Source organism: Brevibacterium iodinum ATCC 49514 (genome assembly GCF_900169265.1).
GTDB lineage: Bacteria > Actinomycetota > Actinomycetes > Actinomycetales > Brevibacteriaceae > Brevibacterium > Brevibacterium iodinum.
The window spans coordinates 107,952-129,019 of record NZ_FXYX01000001.1; the positions used below are offsets into that span (position 1 = coordinate 107,952).

19 protein-coding genes are annotated in these 21,068 nt (G+C 64.1%); 10 read left to right on the top strand and 9 right to left on the bottom strand.

Annotated features, from left to right (window positions below):
* Positions 1 to 88 precede the first annotated feature (88 nt).
* The 5 genes from BI49514_RS00475 to BI49514_RS00495 all read right to left on the bottom strand — a co-directional run bounded on the left by BI49514_RS00475 (position 89) and on the right by BI49514_RS00495 (position 4,546).
* Positions 89 to 1,153: a hypothetical protein gene (locus BI49514_RS00475; RefSeq protein WP_145996167.1), complete on the bottom strand. Its 1,065-nt coding sequence runs from the start codon at positions 1,151 to 1,153 to the stop codon at positions 89 to 91.
* 298 nt (positions 1,154 to 1,451) lie between these two features.
* Positions 1,452 to 2,324, bottom strand: coding sequence for a 16S rRNA (cytidine(1402)-2'-O)-methyltransferase (gene rsmI, locus BI49514_RS00480; protein WP_101544014.1), 873 nt, complete (start codon positions 2,322 to 2,324; stop codon positions 1,452 to 1,454).
* A 128-nt stretch (positions 2,325 to 2,452) separates the two neighbouring features.
* Complete coding sequence (locus BI49514_RS00485) at positions 2,453 to 2,884, bottom strand: DUF4190 domain-containing protein (protein ID WP_101543391.1); 432 nt, start codon at positions 2,882 to 2,884, stop codon at positions 2,453 to 2,455.
* Between the two features lie 142 nt (positions 2,885 to 3,026).
* The gene (locus BI49514_RS00490; RefSeq protein WP_101543393.1) at positions 3,027 to 3,584 is read right to left on the bottom strand and encodes a DUF4190 domain-containing protein; all 558 of its coding nucleotides are present in this window, start codon (positions 3,582 to 3,584) and stop codon (positions 3,027 to 3,029) included.
* Positions 3,585 to 3,823: 239 nt separating this feature from the next.
* Positions 3,824 to 4,546 (bottom strand): DUF4190 domain-containing protein, encoded by a 723-nt coding sequence (locus tag BI49514_RS00495; RefSeq protein WP_244195180.1) that lies wholly within the window; start codon positions 4,544 to 4,546, stop codon positions 3,824 to 3,826.
* 187 nt (positions 4,547 to 4,733) lie between these two features.
* Between BI49514_RS00495 and BI49514_RS00505 the strand changes: the two genes are divergently transcribed.
* The 7 genes from BI49514_RS00505 (at position 4,734) to BI49514_RS00535 (ending at position 14,597) form a co-directional block, all read left to right on the top strand.
* Positions 4,734 to 6,788 (top strand): dolichyl-phosphate-mannose--protein mannosyltransferase, encoded by a 2,055-nt coding sequence (locus BI49514_RS00505; RefSeq protein ID WP_244195181.1) that lies wholly within the window; start codon positions 4,734 to 4,736, stop codon positions 6,786 to 6,788.
* A gap of 440 nt (positions 6,789 to 7,228) precedes the next feature.
* On the top strand, positions 7,229 to 8,722 hold the full coding sequence (locus tag BI49514_RS00510) for an acylneuraminate cytidylyltransferase (protein WP_244195182.1): 1,494 nt from the start codon (positions 7,229 to 7,231) through the stop codon (positions 8,720 to 8,722).
* Entirely contained in the window at positions 8,719 to 9,606 is an 888-nt protein-coding gene (locus BI49514_RS00515; RefSeq protein WP_101543395.1) for an N-acetylneuraminate synthase family protein, read from the top strand. Before BI49514_RS00510 ends, BI49514_RS00515 begins: the two co-directional genes overlap by 4 nt.
* Before the next feature lie 114 nt (positions 9,607 to 9,720).
* The gene (locus BI49514_RS00520) at positions 9,721 to 10,716 is read left to right on the top strand and encodes a glycosyltransferase family 2 protein (RefSeq protein ID WP_101543397.1); all 996 of its coding nucleotides are present in this window, start codon (positions 9,721 to 9,723) and stop codon (positions 10,714 to 10,716) included.
* Positions 10,713 to 12,173: a polysialyltransferase family glycosyltransferase gene (locus tag BI49514_RS00525; RefSeq protein ID WP_101543400.1), complete on the top strand. Its 1,461-nt coding sequence runs from the start codon at positions 10,713 to 10,715 to the stop codon at positions 12,171 to 12,173. The genes BI49514_RS00520 and BI49514_RS00525 overlap by 4 nt, the downstream gene beginning before the upstream one ends.
* Positions 12,170 to 13,168, top strand: coding sequence for a polysialyltransferase family glycosyltransferase (locus BI49514_RS00530; RefSeq protein ID WP_101543402.1), 999 nt, complete (start codon positions 12,170 to 12,172; stop codon positions 13,166 to 13,168). Before BI49514_RS00525 ends, BI49514_RS00530 begins: the two co-directional genes overlap by 4 nt.
* Complete coding sequence (locus tag BI49514_RS00535; RefSeq protein ID WP_244195183.1) at positions 13,155 to 14,597, top strand: DUF6716 putative glycosyltransferase; 1,443 nt, start codon at positions 13,155 to 13,157, stop codon at positions 14,595 to 14,597. Before BI49514_RS00530 ends, BI49514_RS00535 begins: the two co-directional genes overlap by 14 nt.
* A gap of 285 nt (positions 14,598 to 14,882) precedes the next feature.
* Here the strand turns inward: BI49514_RS00535 and BI49514_RS00540 are convergent, their stop codons facing one another.
* The 4 genes from BI49514_RS00540 to BI49514_RS16730 form a co-directional block, all read right to left on the bottom strand.
* The gene (locus BI49514_RS00540; RefSeq protein WP_101543404.1) at positions 14,883 to 15,395 is read right to left on the bottom strand and encodes a GtrA family protein; all 513 of its coding nucleotides are present in this window, start codon (positions 15,393 to 15,395) and stop codon (positions 14,883 to 14,885) included.
* A 13-nt stretch (positions 15,396 to 15,408) separates the two neighbouring features.
* Positions 15,409 to 16,929: a hypothetical protein gene (locus BI49514_RS00545; RefSeq protein WP_101543406.1), complete on the bottom strand. Its 1,521-nt coding sequence runs from the start codon at positions 16,927 to 16,929 to the stop codon at positions 15,409 to 15,411.
* Positions 16,926 to 17,279 (bottom strand): hypothetical protein, encoded by a 354-nt coding sequence (locus BI49514_RS16725; protein ID WP_244195184.1) that lies wholly within the window; start codon positions 17,277 to 17,279, stop codon positions 16,926 to 16,928. Before BI49514_RS16725 ends, BI49514_RS00545 begins: the two co-directional genes overlap by 4 nt.
* A gap of 99 nt (positions 17,280 to 17,378) precedes the next feature.
* The gene (locus BI49514_RS16730) at positions 17,379 to 17,996 is read right to left on the bottom strand and encodes a glycosyltransferase (RefSeq protein ID WP_244195185.1); all 618 of its coding nucleotides are present in this window, start codon (positions 17,994 to 17,996) and stop codon (positions 17,379 to 17,381) included.
* A 385-nt stretch (positions 17,997 to 18,381) separates the two neighbouring features.
* Between BI49514_RS16730 and BI49514_RS00555 the strand changes: the two genes are divergently transcribed.
* The 3 genes from BI49514_RS00555 to BI49514_RS00565 all read left to right on the top strand — a co-directional run bounded on the left by BI49514_RS00555 (position 18,382) and on the right by BI49514_RS00565 (position 20,926).
* Positions 18,382 to 19,350, top strand: a complete 969-nt coding sequence (locus tag BI49514_RS00555; protein WP_101543408.1) for a methionine ABC transporter ATP-binding protein — start codon at positions 18,382 to 18,384, stop codon at positions 19,348 to 19,350.
* The gene (locus tag BI49514_RS00560) at positions 19,350 to 20,024 is read left to right on the top strand and encodes a methionine ABC transporter permease (protein ID WP_101543410.1); all 675 of its coding nucleotides are present in this window, start codon (positions 19,350 to 19,352) and stop codon (positions 20,022 to 20,024) included. Before BI49514_RS00555 ends, BI49514_RS00560 begins: the two co-directional genes overlap by 1 nt.
* 65 nt (positions 20,025 to 20,089) lie before the next feature.
* The gene (locus tag BI49514_RS00565; RefSeq protein WP_101543412.1) at positions 20,090 to 20,926 is read left to right on the top strand and encodes a MetQ/NlpA family ABC transporter substrate-binding protein; all 837 of its coding nucleotides are present in this window, start codon (positions 20,090 to 20,092) and stop codon (positions 20,924 to 20,926) included.
* The last annotated feature ends 142 nt before the right edge of the window (positions 20,927 to 21,068 follow it).

The following is a 21,068-nucleotide window of genomic DNA, read 5'->3' on the forward strand; positions in this document are numbered from 1 at the left end:
ATAGCCCAATTTGCGGTGAGTAGCCCATGTTTGAAGGTGAGCTGCTCACTTCGGACTGGGCTGAAACAGTTCGCACCTGGACACCAGCTCACAGAACCAGCGGTTTCCCACATCGACGACGTAGTTCAGGTGCCTGAAAGAAGAGCTTCTGTCCGAAGGTCTTCGGGTCCAGAACTTCATTGAATTTGAAGCGCACGATCTTATAGCCCATCGCCAGCAGACGATTGTGCTGTCGGCTCTCCTTGTTCATGACGTCGAAGCCGCCATCAACGTACTTCTGCGTCCCATCGACGTAGAGTGCGACTCTATCGTCACGGAACAGGAAGTCGAGTCTCGTGAGAAGTCGGCTGCCATCGGCAATATTCACCTGCTGCACGAAGTCGTGCAGACCCAGAAGATGCAGATTGAAGGCGGCTCTGCTCTCCGCATAGCTTTCGGACAACGGTGATGCGAGTGAGACCAGTCTCGCGGCCACCTTTGCGCCCCGTGCCAGGCGATCAATGGGCGCTGCGAACAGAGCTGCGACTGCACCCGGAACCTCGTCCAGCAGATGTGCCGGATACCCGAGCCTGAAGATCAGATCCTCGTCGTCGCCGAGAAGATGCCATCTGACCACCTGCTCCATCGCGGCAAACGCCGCAGCGCTGCCGAGTTCCGCCCGCAGATCCAATGCAGTTCGAGCCGGAGTAGTGACGCGAAGCCCTTCCACCTCGGAGACGTCTTCAGCTGCGATTGTTCTGCGTCGCCTGATCAGCTCGGGTGATTTGGTGCTTGATACGGGGTGGAACACCGATACTGGTTCGTCCGGCTCATCGAACATACCGATTCTGTGCAGCCGGGCCGCCGAAATCCCGAACACGATGTCTCCTGCGCGGTAGTGGGGATAGTGGAGGACCTGCAGACGCTTCAGATTCGCCTCGTATCTGCGCTGCTGGGACCGCTCCTTGTCGCGTCCTTCCTCGTGATAGGTCATCCAAGCCGAGTCCGTGGCGAAGGGAGAGAGGAATCGGTGGGCACGGACTTCACAACGTCTGACGACTGTATAGACTCCACGAGAGAGCTTCCGCAGACAGCAGCCCAAAGCACTGCGGATGTCTGCCGTTGAGGCTCCAGCATTGCGAAAGTCCGTGAAATACACGACGTTGTTCTTCATGCCGGCACACTGCCGAAATCCACTTCGATTCAGCAATGCTCAATCCTGTTGCTGTGGAATCAACTCCGGGGTCCACACGGCGACAGCGCCTCAGTAAGGAGTCAATCAACAAGCCTCAGCGCTCGAGTCGAGTCGTCGACCGGCTTCAGCGGCTCGTGCCTTTCGCCCCAGGCTCGTTTGAGGAGTAGGTCAACCGCGCTGATGGCCCAGGTTGAGGTGAGTAGCCCACTTTCTGCCTTGGGCTATCCACCCGAAACTGGGCTGCCGGCTATCCACAGCCAGTTGCGCACGAGTCGTGTCACTCGCGGTGGAGCCAGGCCTCGTAGATATCGCGCTTGGACAGGCCGAACTTCTTCGCCACTTGTCCGGCCGCGTCCTTGGCACGTACTCCGGAGTCGACCAGTGCGCTGACCTCGCCGAGGTGGTCCTCCGGAGCCGTTTCGACCTCGGTGGCGCCGGCGAGCACAAGGGTCAGCTCCCCGCGCAGTCCTCCAGCGGCCTGATCCCGCAGGGAACCGACGGTTCCGCGCAGAGTCTCCTCGTAGGTCTTCGTCAGCTCGCGGCTGATGGCCATGGGCCGGTCGACGCCGATGATCTCGGCGAAGTCGTCCATCGCATCGGCGATGCGGTGCGGGCTTTCGAAGAAGACCATCGTCCGCTTCTCGGCCTTGAGCTCGGTCAGCAGGGTCTTGCGCTGCCCGGACTTGCGCGGCAGGAACCCTTCGAAGCTGAACCGATCGCTCGGCAGTCCCGAGACCGCGAGTGCCATGAGCACCGCGGACGGGCCCGGCGTCGACGTGATCGGAAGTCCCGCCTCGGCGCAGGCCTTGACCACGCGGTAGCCGGGGTCGGAGACGGCGGGCATTCCCGCGTCGGAGAGCAGGACGACGGTCTCACCTGCAGCGATGATGTCGACGAGTTCGGGGGCACGGTGGCCCTCGTTGTGGTCGAAGACGCTGATGACACGCTTCGTGTGCGTGAGGTTGAGCCGCTGCGCGAGCGATAGGAACCGCCGCGTGTCCTCGGCGGCGATGACATCGGCAGTTTCGATGGCCTCCCGCATCCGCGGGCTCGCATCGCCGAGGTTGCCGATCGGAGTCCCGGCCAGGATCAGTCGACCGCCGGTGAGGATCGGACCGATTCTTGGCCCCGCGTCATCGGTCAGGTCGATGTCGTCGGACGGCGCCGCCTCGGTGGGGTTGTCGTCGGCTCCGTGGCCGGCCGCCTCGGTGGGGTCCTCGTCTGAGGCCGGATCCGCGTCTGAGGTGAACTCAGAGTTCGGATTCGAGGAATCCTCGGTCACGAAGCGCCTTCAGCTGCGAAGATCAACGCGAACATGCCGAGATAGAGGAGGACGAAGAAGACCCAGAAGAGAATCCAAAGGGCGGTGCCTACGTAGCCGACCCACAGGGCTGCGATCGCCATGCCGTCGCCGCGTTCACCACGTTCGCGGATCTGTTTGCGGGCGATGTGGCCCATCACGATGCCGGCGATGCCGAGAAGGAAGAATGACGAGATGACGCCCAAGATCGAGGCGCACATTCCGATGATCGCGAGCACGTTCGTCGGCGGAAGCGGCTGGTAGACGTATCCGGGGCCGCCGGCGTACTGGGCGTTGGCTGCGTAGGCGTTGTTTTGGCCGTAGGACTGGGCACCGTATGAGCCGCCGGTGTTCGACTGGGGCTGCTGGTAGTACATGTCCGGGTTGTCCCAGTTGTTCTGGCTGCTCATAGCGAAGTCTCCTTGTGGTTGCCTTCAACGGTACAGAGTCGTCGGTGGCGGCAAAAGGCGGGGCGGTTACAGGTCAATCACAGTTGAAGGTGCGAGACCGTGGGGTGGGATGCCGGGTCTGCCTAGCTGCGGTGATGCGGCATCAGTTGACGGTTGCGTTTCCAGCGGCGATCGAGGCGCCGATGACGAGCGCGATGACGCCGAAGTAGATCAGCCAGAACACGATCCAGAAGATCACGCTGAGGTACCCCAGCCATAGCCCGGCGACGGCCATTCCGTTGCCGCGCTCTCCGCGGGCCTTGATCTGCGAACGGGCGATGTGGCCGAAGATGATGCCGACGAAGCCGAGGAAGAAGAACGAGGAGATGAACGAGATGAGGCCGAGCACCAGCGCGACGATCGACGAGGAGTTCGTCGGCGCCACCTGCTGGTAGACGACGACCGGTGCTCGGTTTCCGTACGTCACTGGTGCCTGAACCGGCGCCGGAACCAGGGCGGGTGTGCGCACCGGTGCCGGTGTGCAGTCCGGTGCGGGCGTGTGGACTGCGACGGGGGTGTGGACCGAACCGTTCGATCCGGTGTAGGTGTTCCCGAGTGGCAGTACGCGAGTGTTCATGTCCGTTCCGTTCCGCTGGCTGTCGTTGATCGTCAGGGCTGTTCCGGGGCCGTCCTCGACGGTCGTCCCGATGTCTGAGATCAACGCTACCCACCTGCGGCGAGTGCGGCGGCCGAATCGTGTTGCAGTCCTGCACCACAGGTTGCAGATTCCCCTCGCCGAGGCGGCCCGACCGTCCCGTACCCGTGTGGCCTTGGGGTGCACGCAGCGCCACGGGCAGGCGAGTCCCGGGTCGTGCCGAGCGGCCCGACCGTCCCGTACCCGGGTGACCTCGGCCGTCCGCCGAGGTCACCCGGGACTGCGCCGAGGTCACCCGGGGCAACTCAGTAGCTGCTCATCATGCCCAGGAAGCCGATGCCCAGGATGCCGATCATGACGATCGCCATGATGAGGCCCAGAGCGATCGTCACGTAGCCGATGATGAGACCGGCGATCGCCTGTCCGCGGCCTTCCTCGCCGGTGCGCTTGATCTGGCCGAGGCCGATGTGGCCGAAGATGACGGCGAGCACCGGTGCGATCCACAGGAACATCGCGATGATGCTGAAGATGATGCCGATGACCGGAATCATCGAGAGCAGACCGCAGACGAATCCGCCGCCGATTCCGGCGATGCCCATCCACATCGACCATACGGCCATCTTGTTGGGTGCGGGCCGAACGAAGACCGGCTGCGCGCCGTAGGTCATCGGCTGGCTGTACGCTCCCGGCTGGCTGTAGGCATCGTACGCTCCCGGCTGGCTGTAGGCACCGGGCTGGCTGTATCCGCCTGACCGTCCGTACGCGTTCTGCTGGCCGTAGGGGCCGGACTGTCCATAGGAGTTCTGCTGGCCATACGGCTGTCCCTGCGAATACTGTCCGTCGCCGGATCCGTACTGGCCCGCGCCGGATCCATACTGGCCCGCGCCGGATCCATACTGGCCCGCGCCGGATCCATACTGACCGGACTGTCCCTGACCGTACTGCGGCTGAGATCCGTAGTTGTTGTTGAACTGCTGCGAGCCGACCTGGGGAGGGTCGCTCGGGCGGTAGTTGGGGTTGTTCGACACGTTGTGCACCATTCGCTCTGACTCCGGCTGTCTCCCACTACTCTAGTGATGCGCAGTGGCGAATGCCCAAGAGTCCTGCTCAAGGTGCCGAACCTCATGCCCGGCCCGACTGCCCGTCAACAACCGCAGCCCTTCCCTGCGGGTCGCATGAGAGCCCCGCCCGCCGAGATCCCTAAACTGGACTCCGATGACACACACCGCAGACTCCCCGGCCCCCACGAGGCGCATCGCCCGCGAGCACCTGGCGAGGAAACGTGAAAAGGTGCGTGCCGGCGCCGCTGCGATGCGCCGCGAAACCTTCCACGCCGGCATGTGGGCCACCCGCGCACCGCTGTGGATGTGGCCAGCCCTGCTCGTCATCACCGGCATCGGTGCGGCCCTGCGACTCTTCCGCCTTGATTTCCCACACCGACTGGTCTTCGACGAGACCTACTACGTCAAGGACGGCTACTCGGTCTTCAACTTCGGCTACGAACGCTCCTGGCCCGAGAACGCCGACGATTCCTTCAACGCCGGCGACCCCAGCGTCATCGAACCCACCCCCGAATACGTCGTCCACCCGCCGCTGGGCAAGTGGCTCATCGGGTGGGGCATCGACCTCTTCGGCGCCGACGATTCGTTCGGCTGGCGCTTCACCGTGGCGATCATCGGCACGCTGACGATCTTCCTCCTCGGCGTCATCGCCTGGAAGCTCTTCCGCTCGGCATTCTTCGCCTGCGTCGCCGCCGGCCTGCTCGCCATCGACGGCGAGCACTTCGTCCACTCCCGCACGAGCCTGCTCGACATCGTGCTCATGGCCTTCGTCCTCCTCGCCTTCTTCTTCATCCTCCTCGACCGCGAGCAGGTGACGAAGCGCCTGGCCGCATGGACCCAGCGCACCGCTGAAATAGACAGCTTCGCACCGTCCCGCACCCAGCAGAATCCAGAACCCCTCCCCGAGGCGGCCGCCACTCCCACATCGACCACCACCGAGACGGCCGCTTCCTCCCCCGCCGACCCGGGTGCAGTCCCCCGAACCTTCCCGACCACGCTGACCGAGTCGATCTCCTCCGCTGCTCCCATCACCGAGGCGGCCCCGCCCACCGCGGAAGCCCGACGTCGGCGTCGGACGAAGTCCAGGGACCTGATCAACTTCGGGCTCCGCCTCGGCGCGCGTCCGTGGATCTTCGCCGCGGGGATCAGCCTCGGCTTGGCTACCGGAGTGAAGTGGTCGGGTCTGTATGCGCTGGCGGCGTTCGGGATTCTGCTCGTCCTGTGGGATGTGCATTCGCGGTATCGGGCCGGGGTCGTGCATCCGTGGCTGGGCATGCTCATCCGCGACAGCATTCCCTCGTTCTTCAAGCTCGTGCCGATCGCGCTCGTGACCTATGTGGCGTGCTGGACCGGGTGGATCCGGTCGGATGATGCCTGGGACCGGCAGTGGGCTGCGGAGAATTTCGGCTGGTGGCGTGCGCTGCCGGACTGGTTGGACTGGCTGCCGTCTCTGGCGCACTATCATTACACGGCGTACTCGTTCCATGTCGGGCTGGACTCGGAGCATCCGTACATGTCGAACCCGTGGGGTTGGATCGTGCAGTGGCGGCCGACGTCGTTCTACTACGAGTCCTACGACCGGGGCGATATGGGGTGCACGGTCGCGAAGTGCTCCTCGGCGATCACCTCGGTGGGCAATCCTGTGATCTGGGGCTTGGCCGCCTTGGCAGTGCTCGTCTGCCTCATCGTGTGGATCATCCGGCGGGACGTCCGACCAGCCGTCATCCTCGCCGGCCTGGCGGCAACCTGGCTGCCGTGGTTCGCCTACCAGGAGCGGACGATCTTCACCTTCTACACCATCGTCATGGTGCCGTTTGTGGTGCTGGCCGTGACGTACTGCCTGACCCTCGTCTGGGGCCGGGTGCCTGTGAGTGGTCAAGCGCCCGGGGGCGGGCAAGCGGCCGGGCACCGAGGCGATCCGCCGGCTGCTGGCCGTGGGCCGTCGGCATCGGCTGCGGCGTCGGCGGCCGACCGAACGCCGCCGGGGCCCGCAGCGTCAGCGTCGGCAACCGACCGAACGCCGTCGAGGCCCGCAGCGAAGCAGCGTTTCGCCCGGATCTCCGCGGCGCTGTTCGCCAGGCGGCTGAGCGTCGGCCTGTTCCTCGTCGCAGCGATCCTCGCCTTCGCCTATTTCTGGCCCGTCTACACCGGTGAGGTCATCCCGTTCTCGGCCTGGAACAACCGCATGTGGAACATCACGTGGCGCTGACCGGCTGACGTTGGCGTACACCCACGCGCCGCACCGGCTCCGTCGAATCACGCCGCCGGCAGCTTCGTACTGCGCGTCATCTAGTTCTGTTCCACTCGTCATCACCTTTTGATCAGATACTCGCCTTCGAACCCGATGATCCGTCCAAAAGGCGATGGAGCGATTCACAGGCCTACCCAAAAGGCGATGAGCCCGGCATAGGCAGCGTGCACTCAGAGGTGACCACCGCCCGAGCATACTGACACCGAGTTGTCTCCCGTGCACTTTCTGTGTGACGGCTACCGGTCGCGGGCACAGCGGATGGCTTGAACTTCGCCGCACGGTCCTACCCGCCGCCGACCAGCGGGCTTGGTCCGTCACGGGTCCGCCATCGAAGGGTCGCCTCGGCGACATGGCGTGTTCACCTTGAGGTAACACCCCGTCGTTAGCGTCGAATCATTGTGAATGACCAGTCGACGACCTACGAGCCCAACGCAACCGAGTTTCAGTCGGAGATGAAGCCGGATGCGCGCACCACCGTGGCCGCGAACCAGGCGGCAGAAAGCTCCTCCCCCACTCCCCACCGCACCGTTGCGATCATCCCCGCGCGCGGAGGGTCCAAGGGCATCCCGCTGAAGAACCTGCAGAAGGTCGCGGGAATCTCCCTGCTCGCCCGCGCCATCAACGCCGCCCAGGCCAGCCCCAGCATCGACCGTGTGATCGTCTCGACCGACCACGACGGAATCGCAGCCGAAGCCCTGCGTGCCGGCGCCGAGGTGGCCCACCGCCCCGCCGAGATCGCCGGCGACACCGCCACCAGCGAATCCGCGCTCATCCACACACTGTCGACCCTCGATGAAGACTTCGACATCACCGTGTTCATGCAGTGCACCTCCCCCTTCATCGACTCCGCCTCGATCGAGAACGCGGTGCGCACGGTCCGTGACGACGACGCCGATGTCGTCTTCTCCGCCGTCGAAGACCACTCCTTCCTGTGGCGCCTCGACGACGACACCCAGGCAGTGGCCGTCGGACACGAAGCCAGCTTCCGGCCGCGCCGCCAGGACCGCGCCAAGCACTTCAACGAAACCGGTGCGTTCTACGTCATGCGCACCTCCGGCCTCATCGAGCACGAGCACCGCTTCTTCGGCCGCATCGGCATCGAAGAGGTCCCGCCCGAGCACGCCCGCGAGATCGACGACATGTCCGACCTCACTCTCGTCCGCGCCATCGCAGCATCGCAGACCCAGGAAACCACTCAGGTCATCGACGTCGACGCCCTCGTCACCGACTTCGACGGCGTCCACACCGACGACGGCGCCTATGTCGACGAGGACGGAAACGAACAGGTGCGCGTCCATCGCGGCGACGGCATGGGCATCTCCCGACTCGTGAAGTCCGGCGTGCCCGTGATGATCCTGTCGAAGGAACGCAACCCCGTCGTCACCCGCCGCGCGGAGAAGCTGCGCGTCGACGTCGCCCAGGGCATCGACAACAAGGCCAGCATCCTCGACGCATGGATCACCGCCAACGACCTCGACCCGGCTCGCGTCGCCTACGTCGGCAACGACATCAACGATCTCGAGGCCTTCGACGTCGTCGGCTGGCCCATCGCCGTCGCCGACGCCCACCCGCGCGTCCTCGCCGCCGCCCGCGTCATCCTCGACACACCCGGCGGACGGGGTGCGGTGCGTGAGGTCTGCGACCTCATTCCCATCCCCGTCGAGGCGGCCGAACCCCTGCCGAATCCAACCCTGACCTCACTGCGGTCGCCCACCGGACACCCATCGACCTTGGCAGAGCACCAGTCAGGACACCCGGCCGGCCACCAGTCGGCGGCCCTGTCCGGCCACGCGTCCGCCTTCCCCGACCAGCAACCGTCCGTCCCGCGGCACCAGCCGCAGTTCACTAACCGCGCGGAGATTTCGCGTGCCAACCGAAAGCAGGTTTCATGACTGATCAACTCGCCCCCGTGGCCATCGGAGAGCACCTCGTCGGCCCGAACCAGCCCGTGTACATGATCGGTGAGATCGGCATCAACCACAACGGCGACGTCGACATCGCCAAGCAGCTCATGGATGTCGCCGTCACCGCCGGTGCGCAGGCAGTGAAGTTCCAGAAGCGCAACCCCGAGGTGGCCGTTCCCGAACACCAGAAGTCGAAGATGCGCTCGACCCCGTGGGGCGAGATGACCTACATCGACTACAAGCACCGCGTCGAGTTCGGCATCGACGAATACACTGAGATCGACCGCTATGCCAAGGAAGTCGGACTGCAGTGGTTCGCCTCCCCATGGGACACCGACTCCGTCGACTTCCTCGAGAACGAATTCGATGCTCTGACCTACAAGGTGGCCTCGGCCTCGCTGACGGACTTCGAACTGCTGCGCGCGATCGCCGCCACCGGAAAGCCCGTCCTGTGCTCCTCGGGCATGTCCGATTGGGAGACCCTGGACAAGGCCGTCGAGGTCTTCGACCGGGACAAGCTCGTGCTCATGCACGCCACCTCGACCTACCCGCTGCCGGCCGAAGAGGTCAACCTCAAGGCCATCCCGGCCATGCGCGAGCGCTACGGAGTTCCCGTCGGCTACTCCGGGCACGAACTCGGCCTCGAGATCTCGTTCGCCGCAGCCGCACTGGGTGCCGTGACCATCGAACGTCACATCACCCTGGATTCCTCCATGTGGGGATCCGACCAGTCCGCCTCGATGGAACCGCGCGAGTTCGCCTCCCTCGTCAAGGGCGTCCGCGTCCTCGAAACCGCATTCGGCGACGGAGTCAAGCGCGTCATGCCGGGCGAGGAATCGAAGATCGATTCCCTGCGCAAGGTCACGGCCTGAGCAAGCGGCTGAGCCACCTCGGCGAGGATTTTCTGCGCCGAGGTGGCTCAGCCATGTCCGATCCACTGATTTTCTGGTGGACCAATCCATGACCGCAATCTTCGGAGAAGGCCCGTGACCGATTTCGACCTGAGCATCATCATTCCCGCAAAAGATGGTGCCCCCTACCTGAGCACGCTGTTCCGCTCACTGAGGCAGCAGGGCCCCGTCTGGGACCGCACTCAGCTGATCTTCGTCAATGACGGATCAAGTGATGAGACGCCGGAGCTGCTCGATGAGTTCAGCACTTGGTTCCCTCATTTCGAGGTCCTCACCAACCCGGAGGCGACCGGACTTGCCAATGCCCGAAACAAGGGGCTGGCATCTGCCCGCGGAGAGCACATCATCTTCCTCGATGGGGACGACTGGTTGGCCCCGGGGCATCTGTCCTCGATGCTTGCCGCAGCACATAGGCTCGGAGTCGATTTCATCCGCTGTGACCATACGACGGTCGAGGGGACCAAACGGGTGCGCAAACTCGCGCCGATATCGGTGCGTGACGTGCCATTGGATCCCAAGGTGGGGATCCTGCCCGTCTACGAATCGACGATGGTCGACTATCCGTTCGCCTGGGCCGGCATCTTCCACCGGCGAGTGCTCGAACAGGGGATCCTCCATTTCCCGGAGAACTTCATGACTGCCGAAGACCGGTCCTGGATCTGGCGACTGCACCTGCAGGCCGAGTCCTTCGCCGTCGTCGATGCTCCAGGGATTCTCTATCGAAGAGGAATGGCGGGTTCTCTGTCGCGTGTCGTCGACATTCGACAGCTGGATTTCATCCGCGCATTCGGACAGATCTTCGATCTCGTCGCTGCCGAACCGGACGCCGACCGACTATGGCCGAAGGCCATCCGCAACTGGTTGGCAATCCTCGACCATCAGATCAATCGTTTCGCAGCGTCGCCGGCGTCCCTGCGAAACCAGTTGCGAAGGGGTGCACGAACGATTTCGGCGAAGATTCCGCCACAGTATCTGCGTGAGGAGTTCGTTCTGCAGAAACAGGGACGACAGCTCAACGTCAGCAGCTACCTCAATGACGCACCTTCGTTAATGCTGGAGATGGTGAAGTGAAACAGATCTTTCTGGCCTCGACCCTGTTCGAACTCGTCTGCTTGGCGGCAGGAATCGATGGCGGTGACTACGACCGGCCAGCGGCTCCGGCGCTGATGGGAACCGATGGATTCGCGCCCGAGGACACCCCGGCTCCGACCGAACGGATCCTTCTGGTCAGCAACAACGCCGTGGTCATGGAGCTCTCGGAAACCTTCGTCGATTCGCCGGGAGCCGCCTCGTTGATCGCCCGGTTCGATCGGGTCGTCAACCTCAATGAGGCGCTCGCGCCTCTGCACGTCCATCCTTCGTCATGGCGGCCCGATCATACGGATCTGCCGGTCGTGGAATCGTATCTGCGTAGCCGGTGGGGGTTGGACGAAACCGACGAGATCGAACTCGTAATCGAATCGCCCCAGGTCAACCCGGCCATTGCGCTTGGCCGAGTGTTCTCCCGCGCGACGATCAGGGTACATGCCGACGGGCTGATGAGCTTCGGCCCGACCCGCAATCAGATTCCGCTGACGAACGGTCAGCGCATGTCCGTGCTGCATTACTTGCCGCTGGTGCCGGGAATCTCGCCGAAACTGCTCCGCGAGTTCGGAATCGTCCACCGCCCACTGGGTGTTGAGTCGTTCACCGGTGTGGTGCGCGAGCTCGGCGAGCATTCGGCCGAAGCACTGGAGGACGAGCTGGGAGGGGTTCTCAGCGCCGCGCCGTCGAGCAAACGTCCGTGGGCACTGGTTGTCGGCCAGTATCTGTCGGCGCTCGGACTCATCACTTCTGAGGAAGAGACGCAGCTGCACATCGACATGATCGAGGCCGCCGCTGCGCGCGGAATGGAAGTCGTGGTGTTCAAACCGCACCCGGCCGCTCCTCCCTCGCAGACAGGACCACTGTTCGAGGCAGCACAGAAACTCGGGATCACTCTGCAACTTTTCGACCTGCCCGTCATGGCCGAGGTCATCATCGATCGTCTGGCTCCCGACCTGATCGTCGGCGGCTTCTCGACCGCGCTGATGACTGCTCGCCAGATCTATCAGGTACCTGCCCTGGCTGTGGGTACGGATCTGCTGCTCGAAGCCATCGCTCCTTATCAGAACAGCAATCGCATCCCATTGACGATCATCTCCGAGATCTGCGACGGCAGCACCCCGGAAAAGGCCGACGCACATCCGCAGCTGAGCCGTCTGCTCGCCGCCGTCACCTACTGCATGGCACCGACGCAGTCGCACGATCTGCGTGACGCGGCAACAGACTTCCTCACAGAGGTCTTCGACGTCAGCACAGGCCACGGCGAGTCAGCCGACCGATTCAGTCGCTATTTCAAGCGCCGACGCCTGACCGCGCTCGCTCTGCCGGGCAGCACGTCGAAGGCGTTTGCTCCTAAGCGGATGATCAAACGATCAGGAACGCTCGTGATCAAAGCCGTGGCAAGAAAACAACAACGCATCATGAAACGGATCCAACAGCGGTGACACCGAAGAAGCGCCGGAGCGCCATCGCTTTCGTCGAGTCCCCACTGCAGTTCCTCTCAGCTCTCGAATCCCACGAGCCGACCGAAGACCTGCTCATCCGGGCGCGGGCGAACGCAAAAGGAATGACGTCCTTCCTTGATGCTTTCGACACTGCCTGGCTGCCGAAGAACGTGCGCCTCGAGCGTGAAGGGGCGAAGCCGGGGGTGCTGCGGAAGACGAACTTCGACCGGATCTACCTCGGTGATGCGTGCTCGGGTCAGGTGCACAAGGCTTTGGCGTTGGCCTATCTCGAACGTCGAATGCCCGAAGTCGTCATCCTCGACGACGGATTGGCCACGTATTCGGCGATCGAGATTCTCACAGCCAAGCGCGGTCCGCTGGTCCGTCCACGACAGAAGCTCAAGGCCTCGCGCACAGTGATGGCCGCACACGTCGCCGATCGACTGCGCCACCTCGCCACTGTGGGCAAGCTGCGCTGGCACACGGCGCTGCCGGTGGCGAAGCCGCTGCGCAAAGCGTTCCTCAAATCCGGCGGCGAGATCACCCGCCACCAGTTCGAACACCTGCAGACACTGCCCACCGGCGGCAGCCATCCACGTGACAATCCAGTCATCGGTTCGTCGCTGGCCGCCGACGGACTCATCGACGCCTTCGCCTACCGCGCTTGGGTCGACGGCATCATCGACGCCCACGGGTCGATCACCTATTACCCGCATCGCCGTGAGACCGAGGAGTTCCTCGCCGATCTCGCCCGTGACGACCGGGTGCGGATCAAGCATCTCGGTCTGCCGATCGAGCTGCGGCTGATCAACCTGCCGCCGAGATCGACGATCCGCAGCCTGCCCTCGACGGCGGCGGTGTCCCTGGCTGTGCTCAACCCCGATGTCGACATCCAGGTCACCGAGATCCCCGCTGACTGGTGGACCGGTGCCTCACCCGATAGTCTGCGAAAGTCCCTCAACGCCCAGTCGGTCAAGGCAGATGACGATTCCTGAATCCAGCGACCCCCACTACAGCGGTCCCATCCTGCCGCCGTCACTCGCCGACGCCGCGCCTCGCCCCTCGCATCTGTCCGAGCGCACACGCGCGGACAATCAGTCGTCGCAGTCGACTCGCCCGGACGGGCCGGTGCTGCCGCCTCGGCGATCGGCCGGGCTTGAGCCTATCCGCATCCTCTCGATTTCCGACAGTGAGTCGTATCTCAAGTGGGCGACCCAGCTGCTATCGTCCCTGCCCGACGTGGAGGGACGCGTGTTCCTCGTCGACAATCCGATTCTGCCGACAGATGAGCAGATCGCCAGCGCCGTCGCCGGCACCGATTGGGAGCACCGCGAGGTTCCCGTCATCACGCGGGCCGACCTCGCTCAGGTCATCGCCGATCACTCCCCCGATATCGTCCTCGGCGCCGCCACCGGCCCGATCGTCGCACAGGTCTTCCTCACCGCGCACACCCGCACGGACCGTCCTGCCCTGGTCTCTGGGCTGCCCGGAATGGGTCTGCCGGCCAGCGGCAAGGGGATGAATTATCGCCGGCTGATGGATGCGTTCCTCGCCCATTCCTCCGCCGAGGTGGCCGCCTACACCCAGGCGAGCGCACGATCGCAGGTGCCCTGCGAAGTTCTGTTGGCGCGCTTGCCGATGCTGCGTTCGGAAGGCATTCCGCAGCTCGCGGCACCAGCGGAATCCCTCGCCGAGGCGCCCCCACCATCCGACGCCGCCGCGCCTTCCTCGGCGGGTGCCGCACGAACCGGTGCCCCTGCGGCCCCAAGGACTCTGCTCTTCGCCCCGCAGGCGAAGGTTCCGGCCGAGCGTGCCGACCGTGAGGCGATCATTGCGGCCCTGGCCGAGTTCGCCGACAGGCGCCCGGATTCGACGGCGGTCATCAAGATGCGGTCGCGTCCCGGTGAGTTCGAAACCCATCACGAACAGCATTCCTACTTCGAGATCATCGACGACTTCCGCACCCGCCGAGTACCTGGAGCGGACCGCATCGAGCTCGGATATGGTCCCCTCAGCGACTTCCTCACCGACGGCTCGGCACTGGTCACTGTGTCCTCGACTGCGGCCCTCGAATCCATCGATCGGGGCATTCCGACCCTGCTCGTCTCTGACTTCGGCTTCAATGCCGAGCTGCTCAACGAGGTCTTCGAAGGCTCGGGCGCCACCGGAACATTGGCCGATGTGGCTGCCGGGTCAATCGGATTCCCTGACCAGGAATGGCTGACCGAGAACTACTTCCACGCGCAAGACGGACAGCTGCGCCGAGACCTGGGGCTGTTGGCCACCCGAGCACGGTCCGGTCAACTGCCGAACCGTCGGTCGGCATTGCTCAAGCAGAAGCGGATGCTCATTCGAGCCGAACTGCGCACCGTCACCCCGGCCCCCGTCGTCAGCGCCTACCGCAAGCTGCGCCGCACCCGCTGACGGCGCGGCACCTGGCGCCCCGAGAATAGGTCACCAATGGACATTCGAGACCAAACATAGGTCAGCACCGGATAATTTCAGCGCCCGAGACTATCCGATAGCGACCTGGATTCTTGACCAGCGGCGAGCAGTTGCTCATCGGGGTCCCTAGGTGGTCCAAATGGTCACAGAAAACTGCGGCGGGCGCGACCATTTGTCCCACCCAAGCGGAGGTACGAGGAAGCGGGCAAGCACCCAAGCCGCCGGAAGAGAGGCGGAGCCAGCAGCGCGAGCGGCCGGTGGCGCTCAGCCCCGGTCGTCGGGGACCCGGCTCGATTCCTCCATGGGAACGACCACCTCGGTGTCGGGGGCCTGGTCCTTGAACACCCAGGTGCGGTAGGCGTAGAAGCGGAAGATCATCGCCAGTCCGATGCCGATGACATTCGTCGAGATGTTATAGGTGAGCTGGTCGCGCATATCGAGCAGGTACCAGGTCACACCGAGGGGGATGACCGTGATGATCATGCCGACGAGGTTGACCGCGACGAACAGGACGATGCCGCGCATGTTCGAGTTCGTGGTCCGGTCGCCGTAGGTCCAGAGCTTGTTGCCCATCCATACGACGATCATCGACAGGATCGTCGAGATGATCTTCGACTTGATCGGGCTGCCCTCGAGGAGGGCGGGAATCGGACCGAACCCGTACGCCAGAAGGTTCGACAGGCCGACGTCGACGATATAGCCGAGCCCGCCGACGGTGAGGAACTTGAAGGCTTCCACCGCCAGGCGCCGGAGACGGTCCGAGAATGACTCTTTCATAACTGCACTCAGTCTATGGCCCTAGGATTCGGACTTGCTGGATGCGGCGCTGAGCGAGCCAGAGGACGATCGCGAAGGTAACGGCGAGCGCCGGCCAGAACGTGTACCGGAAATGGTTCGCCGGCACGATCGGGAAGTACCCGAAGATGTAGCACAGCGCCGAGGCGGCCAGGACCGTGATCTCGGGCCAGAAGGACCGCGGCCGGTGGGCAGACGCGTTCAGTTCGCGACGGGTGCGGCTGCGCGATCGGTACTCGAGACCGAGCAGCAGAACGGCGACGAGGGTCCAGAACCAGGGCTTGAAGAGCATCGGGAAAGTTCCCAGCGCGAAGTCCTCGACATACGGTCGGAAGATGTAGTCAGCCTTTGCGCTCCCTGCAGGCAAACGTGCCCTCTGCGCATCGCCGTCCCAGTCGGCCTCCCAGTATTCGAGCTTCGAGGTGAAGAAGTAGGAGGAGTAGACCGATGTCCGATATTCGATGTAGCTGACCGGATGAGTCACGACTTCGTTCAACCACAGCGACTTCAGCTCATCCTGGTAGGCAATGGGACTGAAGGCCTTCCCAGTCGTGCCTCTGCCGTAGCAGTTCCAGTACGAGTCCCAGATCTCGCCCTTCTCCAGGCACTTGTCGCGGGCCGAACTAATGTGGTCGGTGAGTTCCTTCGGTGCCCCGGACTTCCTGAGTTCGGCGTCCGGCACGGAGAACATCACGTCGTCGAGGAAGATCTGTGAGATCTGGCCGGTCTTCGTCACTCCCAACTGCGAGGCGATGACAGCATCGGTGACTTTGACGCCTCCGCCGATGAGTCCGAGCACGATCAGCGACGAAACCGCCGTCAGCAGAAGCGGGCGTCCTTCCTTCGCGGCGTCTGCTGTCGGTTCTGAAGTCTCAGGTGACTCGGAGACCGTCGCGGCTGAGTCTCCGGAACGTCCTCGACGGTTGCGCCACAGCTGCATCAGGCACCATCCGCCGTACACGGCGATCGGCACGACCGCGAACACCGCGTTCTTCCGCACCCCCACCGCATAGACGAGGAGGGCCAGCGCCGGAAGCCTCAGCAGCCATGTCTTCGGGAGGAAGCGGGTGATCATGATGAGGACGACGGCGAGCAGGATGGCCACGGCCATCTGCGTGTCCTTCCACAGCGTCGTCATCTGGGAGACGACCCAAGGCGTGACCATGATGGTCGGCCCCAAGAGCGACACCCACCTCGGCGCCCCAGAACGGTGGACGAGCACCCCGATCCCCCACGCGGCCGCGGCCAGCAGACCGACCTGCAGCAGGAGCAGACTGCCCGGGTCTCCGGTGATGTCGATGAGGATTCGCCACACCGCGCTCATCACCGGCGGATGCCAATCGGAGTACGGGATCTTCCCGGTTGCCTGCAGGTACTGATTGGCGATATCGACGTTGACCCGACCGGGCCAGAACAGGCGCAGGAAAAGCGCCGACCAGATCGCGACGAGTACTCCGAGCAGCAGATCCCATGCCAGAGGGGACGTCAGCCACCTGCGAATAGCAGAACGACTCATGAAGCGAAGCGTGCCCGCACCTGCCGGCTCGGCTTCATCCGTGCTGCGTCGGCAAAGATCTCTGCCTCCGGAGCCGAGAACTCTTCGTCCGCGGGACCGGTCTGTCGCGGAGCCTGCCGCCGCGTGACGGGTCGTCCGGTCACGGCGGGCAGGCTGAGGTAGACCAGGCGGGAGGTTTCGCGACGAGCCCTGCGGAGACCGTCCAAGGTCAGGCCGACGCTGCCGAGCAGGAACGCCAGCCCCATGAGTGCGGTGGCAAGAATCGCAGTCGGGAACCTCGGCACCAGCCCGGTCTGCCAGAACTCCCACACCACGGGCAGACCGAAGACCAGCGACAGGGCGGCGAGCACGGCGGTGAGCGTGCCGTAGAACAGGCGGGGTCGTTCGTGGCGGACGAGAGCGGAGATGAGCCCGAGGATGCGGAACCCGTCCTTGAAGGTCGAGAGTTTCTACTCGCTTCCGTCGGGTCGGTCACGGAAGTCCACGGCCTCCTCGGTGGTGGGAAGGCGCAGCGACATCGTGTGCACGGTCAGTTCGGTTTCGATCTCGAACCGGCGGCTGATCGCGGGGAACGACTTGACGAAACGGCGGGAGAAGACGCGGTAGCCCGAGAGCATGTCGGACACCTGCGAACCGAAGAGCCACCCGGTCAGCCGGTTGAACATCTTGTTCCCGGCTTCGTGGCCGGGACGGTAGGACGTGGTCTCCTGATTGTCCTGGCGAACCCCGAGCACGTGATCGTAGGGGCCGGAGATCAGGGTGTCGATCATCTCGGGCAGGTGGGCCGCCTCGTAGGTGTCGTCGCCGTCGATCATCACGTAGATATCGGCGTCGATGTCGGCGAAGGCGCGGCGGACGACATTGCCCTTGCCGGGGACGTTCTCCTTGCGCACGATGGCACCGGCTTCGGCGGCGCGCTGGGAGGTGCGATCGCTCGAGCAGTTGTCGTAGACGTAGACCGTGATGCCGGGGACTGCGGACTTGAGGTCGCCGACGACCTTGGCCACGGTGATCTCCTCGTTGTGGCAGGGAACGATCGCTGCGATCCTGCTCGATTCTTCGTGCATTCACCGGTCCCGCCGTGGAGCTCGTCCGCGCGCCGGGTACACCGGGCAAGCGAACCTGTCGATCAACCACAGGTACGCCCCGGACATGGACATCGGGTTACGTCGGAGGAAAATGCTGCTGGATTCTGCCCCGACTTCGACCACCGTTCACCGTCTCGTCATCTCTGCCTCCCCGAGGCGGACCGCTGCGTTTCCCTCTTTCCGCAGTGAGGCCTTCGTCACGATAGGCCGCCTATGCGTCCTTTTATGACATCTCATGACAGCGCCGAGACGATTCCTTGTCATCCTGAATCGTCGGCCCTACTGGACCGTAGACCGACCCATCCCCATTTTTCTGCCGTCCACCACCGTGCGCGGCATTCGTCAACCACACGAGGAGGCGCCTGTGATCGAACTGCGCGCACTGCGGAAGGTGTTCGGAGAGACCGTCGCCCTGGAGGAGATCGACCTCTCGGTCCCCGCCGGAGAGATCCACGGCATCGTCGGCCGCTCCGGCGCCGGCAAGTCCACGCTCATCCGCTGCCTGACGGGACTCGAGTCCCCCACCTCCGGAACGGTGTCGATCAACGGCGTCGACCTCACGAACCAGTCCGGTGCCGGATTGCGCGAAGCCCGTCGCAGCATCGGCATGGTCTTCCAGCACGTCAACCTCCTCGACTCGAGCACGGCGCTGAAAAACGTCGCCCACCCGCTCAAGATCGCCGGAGTGCCGAAGGCCGAACGCCTGGACAAGGCCCGTGAACTCCTCGAATTCGTCGGCCTCGGCGACCGAGTCGACAACTATCCGTCCCAGCTCTCGGGCGGACAGAAGCAGCGCGTCGGCATCGCCCGAGCCCTGGCCGCAGAGCCGAAGGTGCTGCTGTGCGATGAGCCCACCTCGGCGCTGGATTCGACGACGACGGATCAGATCCTCGGCCTCATCCGCTCCCTGCGCGACCGCCTGGGCATCACCGTCCTCATCATCACCCACGAGATGTCCGTCATCCGTGAGATCTGCGACTCCGTGACGCTGCTCGCCGACGGGCGCGTGGCCAAGACCGGGAAACTCGCCGAGGTCATCGCCGAGCCCGGATCGGTCCTGGCCAAGGATCTCGTCCCCCTGCCTCCGGTCAGCATCGATGACGGGGCGGGCAGCCTCGTCGAGGTGTCACTGGCCGGAACCGATCTGCCCACCGTGCTCACCGCCGCGCAGAATGCCGGTGCGAGCGCCGAGGCGATCCTCGCCGGAGCCGTGGAAACGATCGAGGGCCGCCAGGTCGGTCGACTGCGCTTCTCCGTCGACTCGGCCGAGCAGGCGAAAGAGCTGATCAGCGCCCTGAAAGCCGATGGAATCTATGCGGAGGAGGCCGCCTGATGAACGATCCCACATGGTTCGACAACCCGGCGATCACCGATCAGATGTGGCCGGCAACCATCGAGACTCTGCTCATGACGGCCTGGTCGACCGGACTCGCCGTGCTCTTCGGACTGCCCTTGGGCATCTGGCTGTTCACCGCTTCGAAGGGCGGGCTGAACTCGAACCCGGTCGTCTATCGGGTGCTGTCCTTCATCGTCGACATCACGCGCTCGATCCCCTTCATCATCCTTATCATCGCCCTCATCCCCTTCGCCCGATTCGTCGTCGGTTCGGCGCTGGGCTGGCAGGCGACCGTGGTGTCGCTGACGATCGGCGCGATCCCCTTCTACGCCCGCCTGGTCGAGAACTCGCTGCGCGAGGTCTCCGAAGGCAAGATCGAAGCCGCACTGATGATGGGCGCCTCAAATGGGCAGGTCGTCCGCCAGGTCTACGTTCCCGAAGCGATGCCCGGTCTCATCGGAGCAGCCACGGTCACCTCGGTGACGTTGGTGTCCTATACCGCGATGGCCGGTGCCGTGGGCGGCGGCGGTCTGGGTGCGCTGGCGATCTCCTACGGCTACCAGCGCTACCAGGCGGACACGATGATCGCCTGCATCATCGTCCTCGTCCTCATCGTCACGCTCATCCAGTTCATCGGCGATCGGCTGGCCCGCACGGTCGACCACCGGTGAGCCGCCTCGGCGATATTCACCTCACCCGCACTCTTCACAACACACAGAACACATCAAGGAGAATCATGAAGACGAAACTCATTGCGATCGCGGCCAGCGCGACTCTGCTGCTCTCGGGCTGCGGACTCGTCGGCGGCGGCACCGACTCCGTCGGTGAGAAGGACGGCGACATCACGAAGCTCACCGTGGGGGCGACCCCGGTGCCGCAGGGCGACATCCTGCGCTACGTGGATGAGAACCTCGCCGAGGATGCCGGCCTCGACATCGAGGTCACCGAGTACACGGACTACACGCTGCCGAACAAGGCGCTCAACGACGGTGACATCGACGCGAACTACTTCCAGCACAAGCCCTACCTCGACTCCGAGGTCGAAGGCCAGGGATACGAGATCACCGGCTTCAAGCCCATCAACCTCGAACCCTTCGCGCTGTTCTCGAACGACATCAAGGACGTGGGTGACATCCCGAAGAACGCGAAGATCGGCATCAACAACGACCCGTCGAACCAGGGTCGTGCGCTGAAGATGCTCGAAGACGCGAAGCTCATCACCCTCAAGGACGGCGTGGACGCGATCGACGCGAAGCTCTCCGACGTCGAGGAGAACCCGAAGAACGTGAAGTTCGTCGAGGCCGACGCCGCACAGCTGGCTCGCACCCTCGAAGACGTCGACGCATCGGTCATCAACGGCAACAACGCCCTCGAGGCCGGCCTGAACCCGGCCAAGGATGGCATCCTGCTGGAGAAGGCCGACGACAACCCGTACGGCAACTTCCTCGCTGTACGCACCGAAAACAAGGATGACGAGAACATCAAGAAGCTCGACGAGCTGCTCCACTCCCCCGAGGTGAAGAAGTTCATCGAGAAGAAGTGGGCCGACGGCTCCGTCCTCCCCAGCTTCTGATCCCAATTACTACCCGACGGCGGCTCAGATACCTCGCGCGGGGTATCTGGGCCGCCGTCGGGTTGTTTGGGGAGTGCAACGTTGCTCGATTCGCGTAGGACCGCGATGACGGAGGAGACTGGTCGTTGCTGAGGTTCGAGAA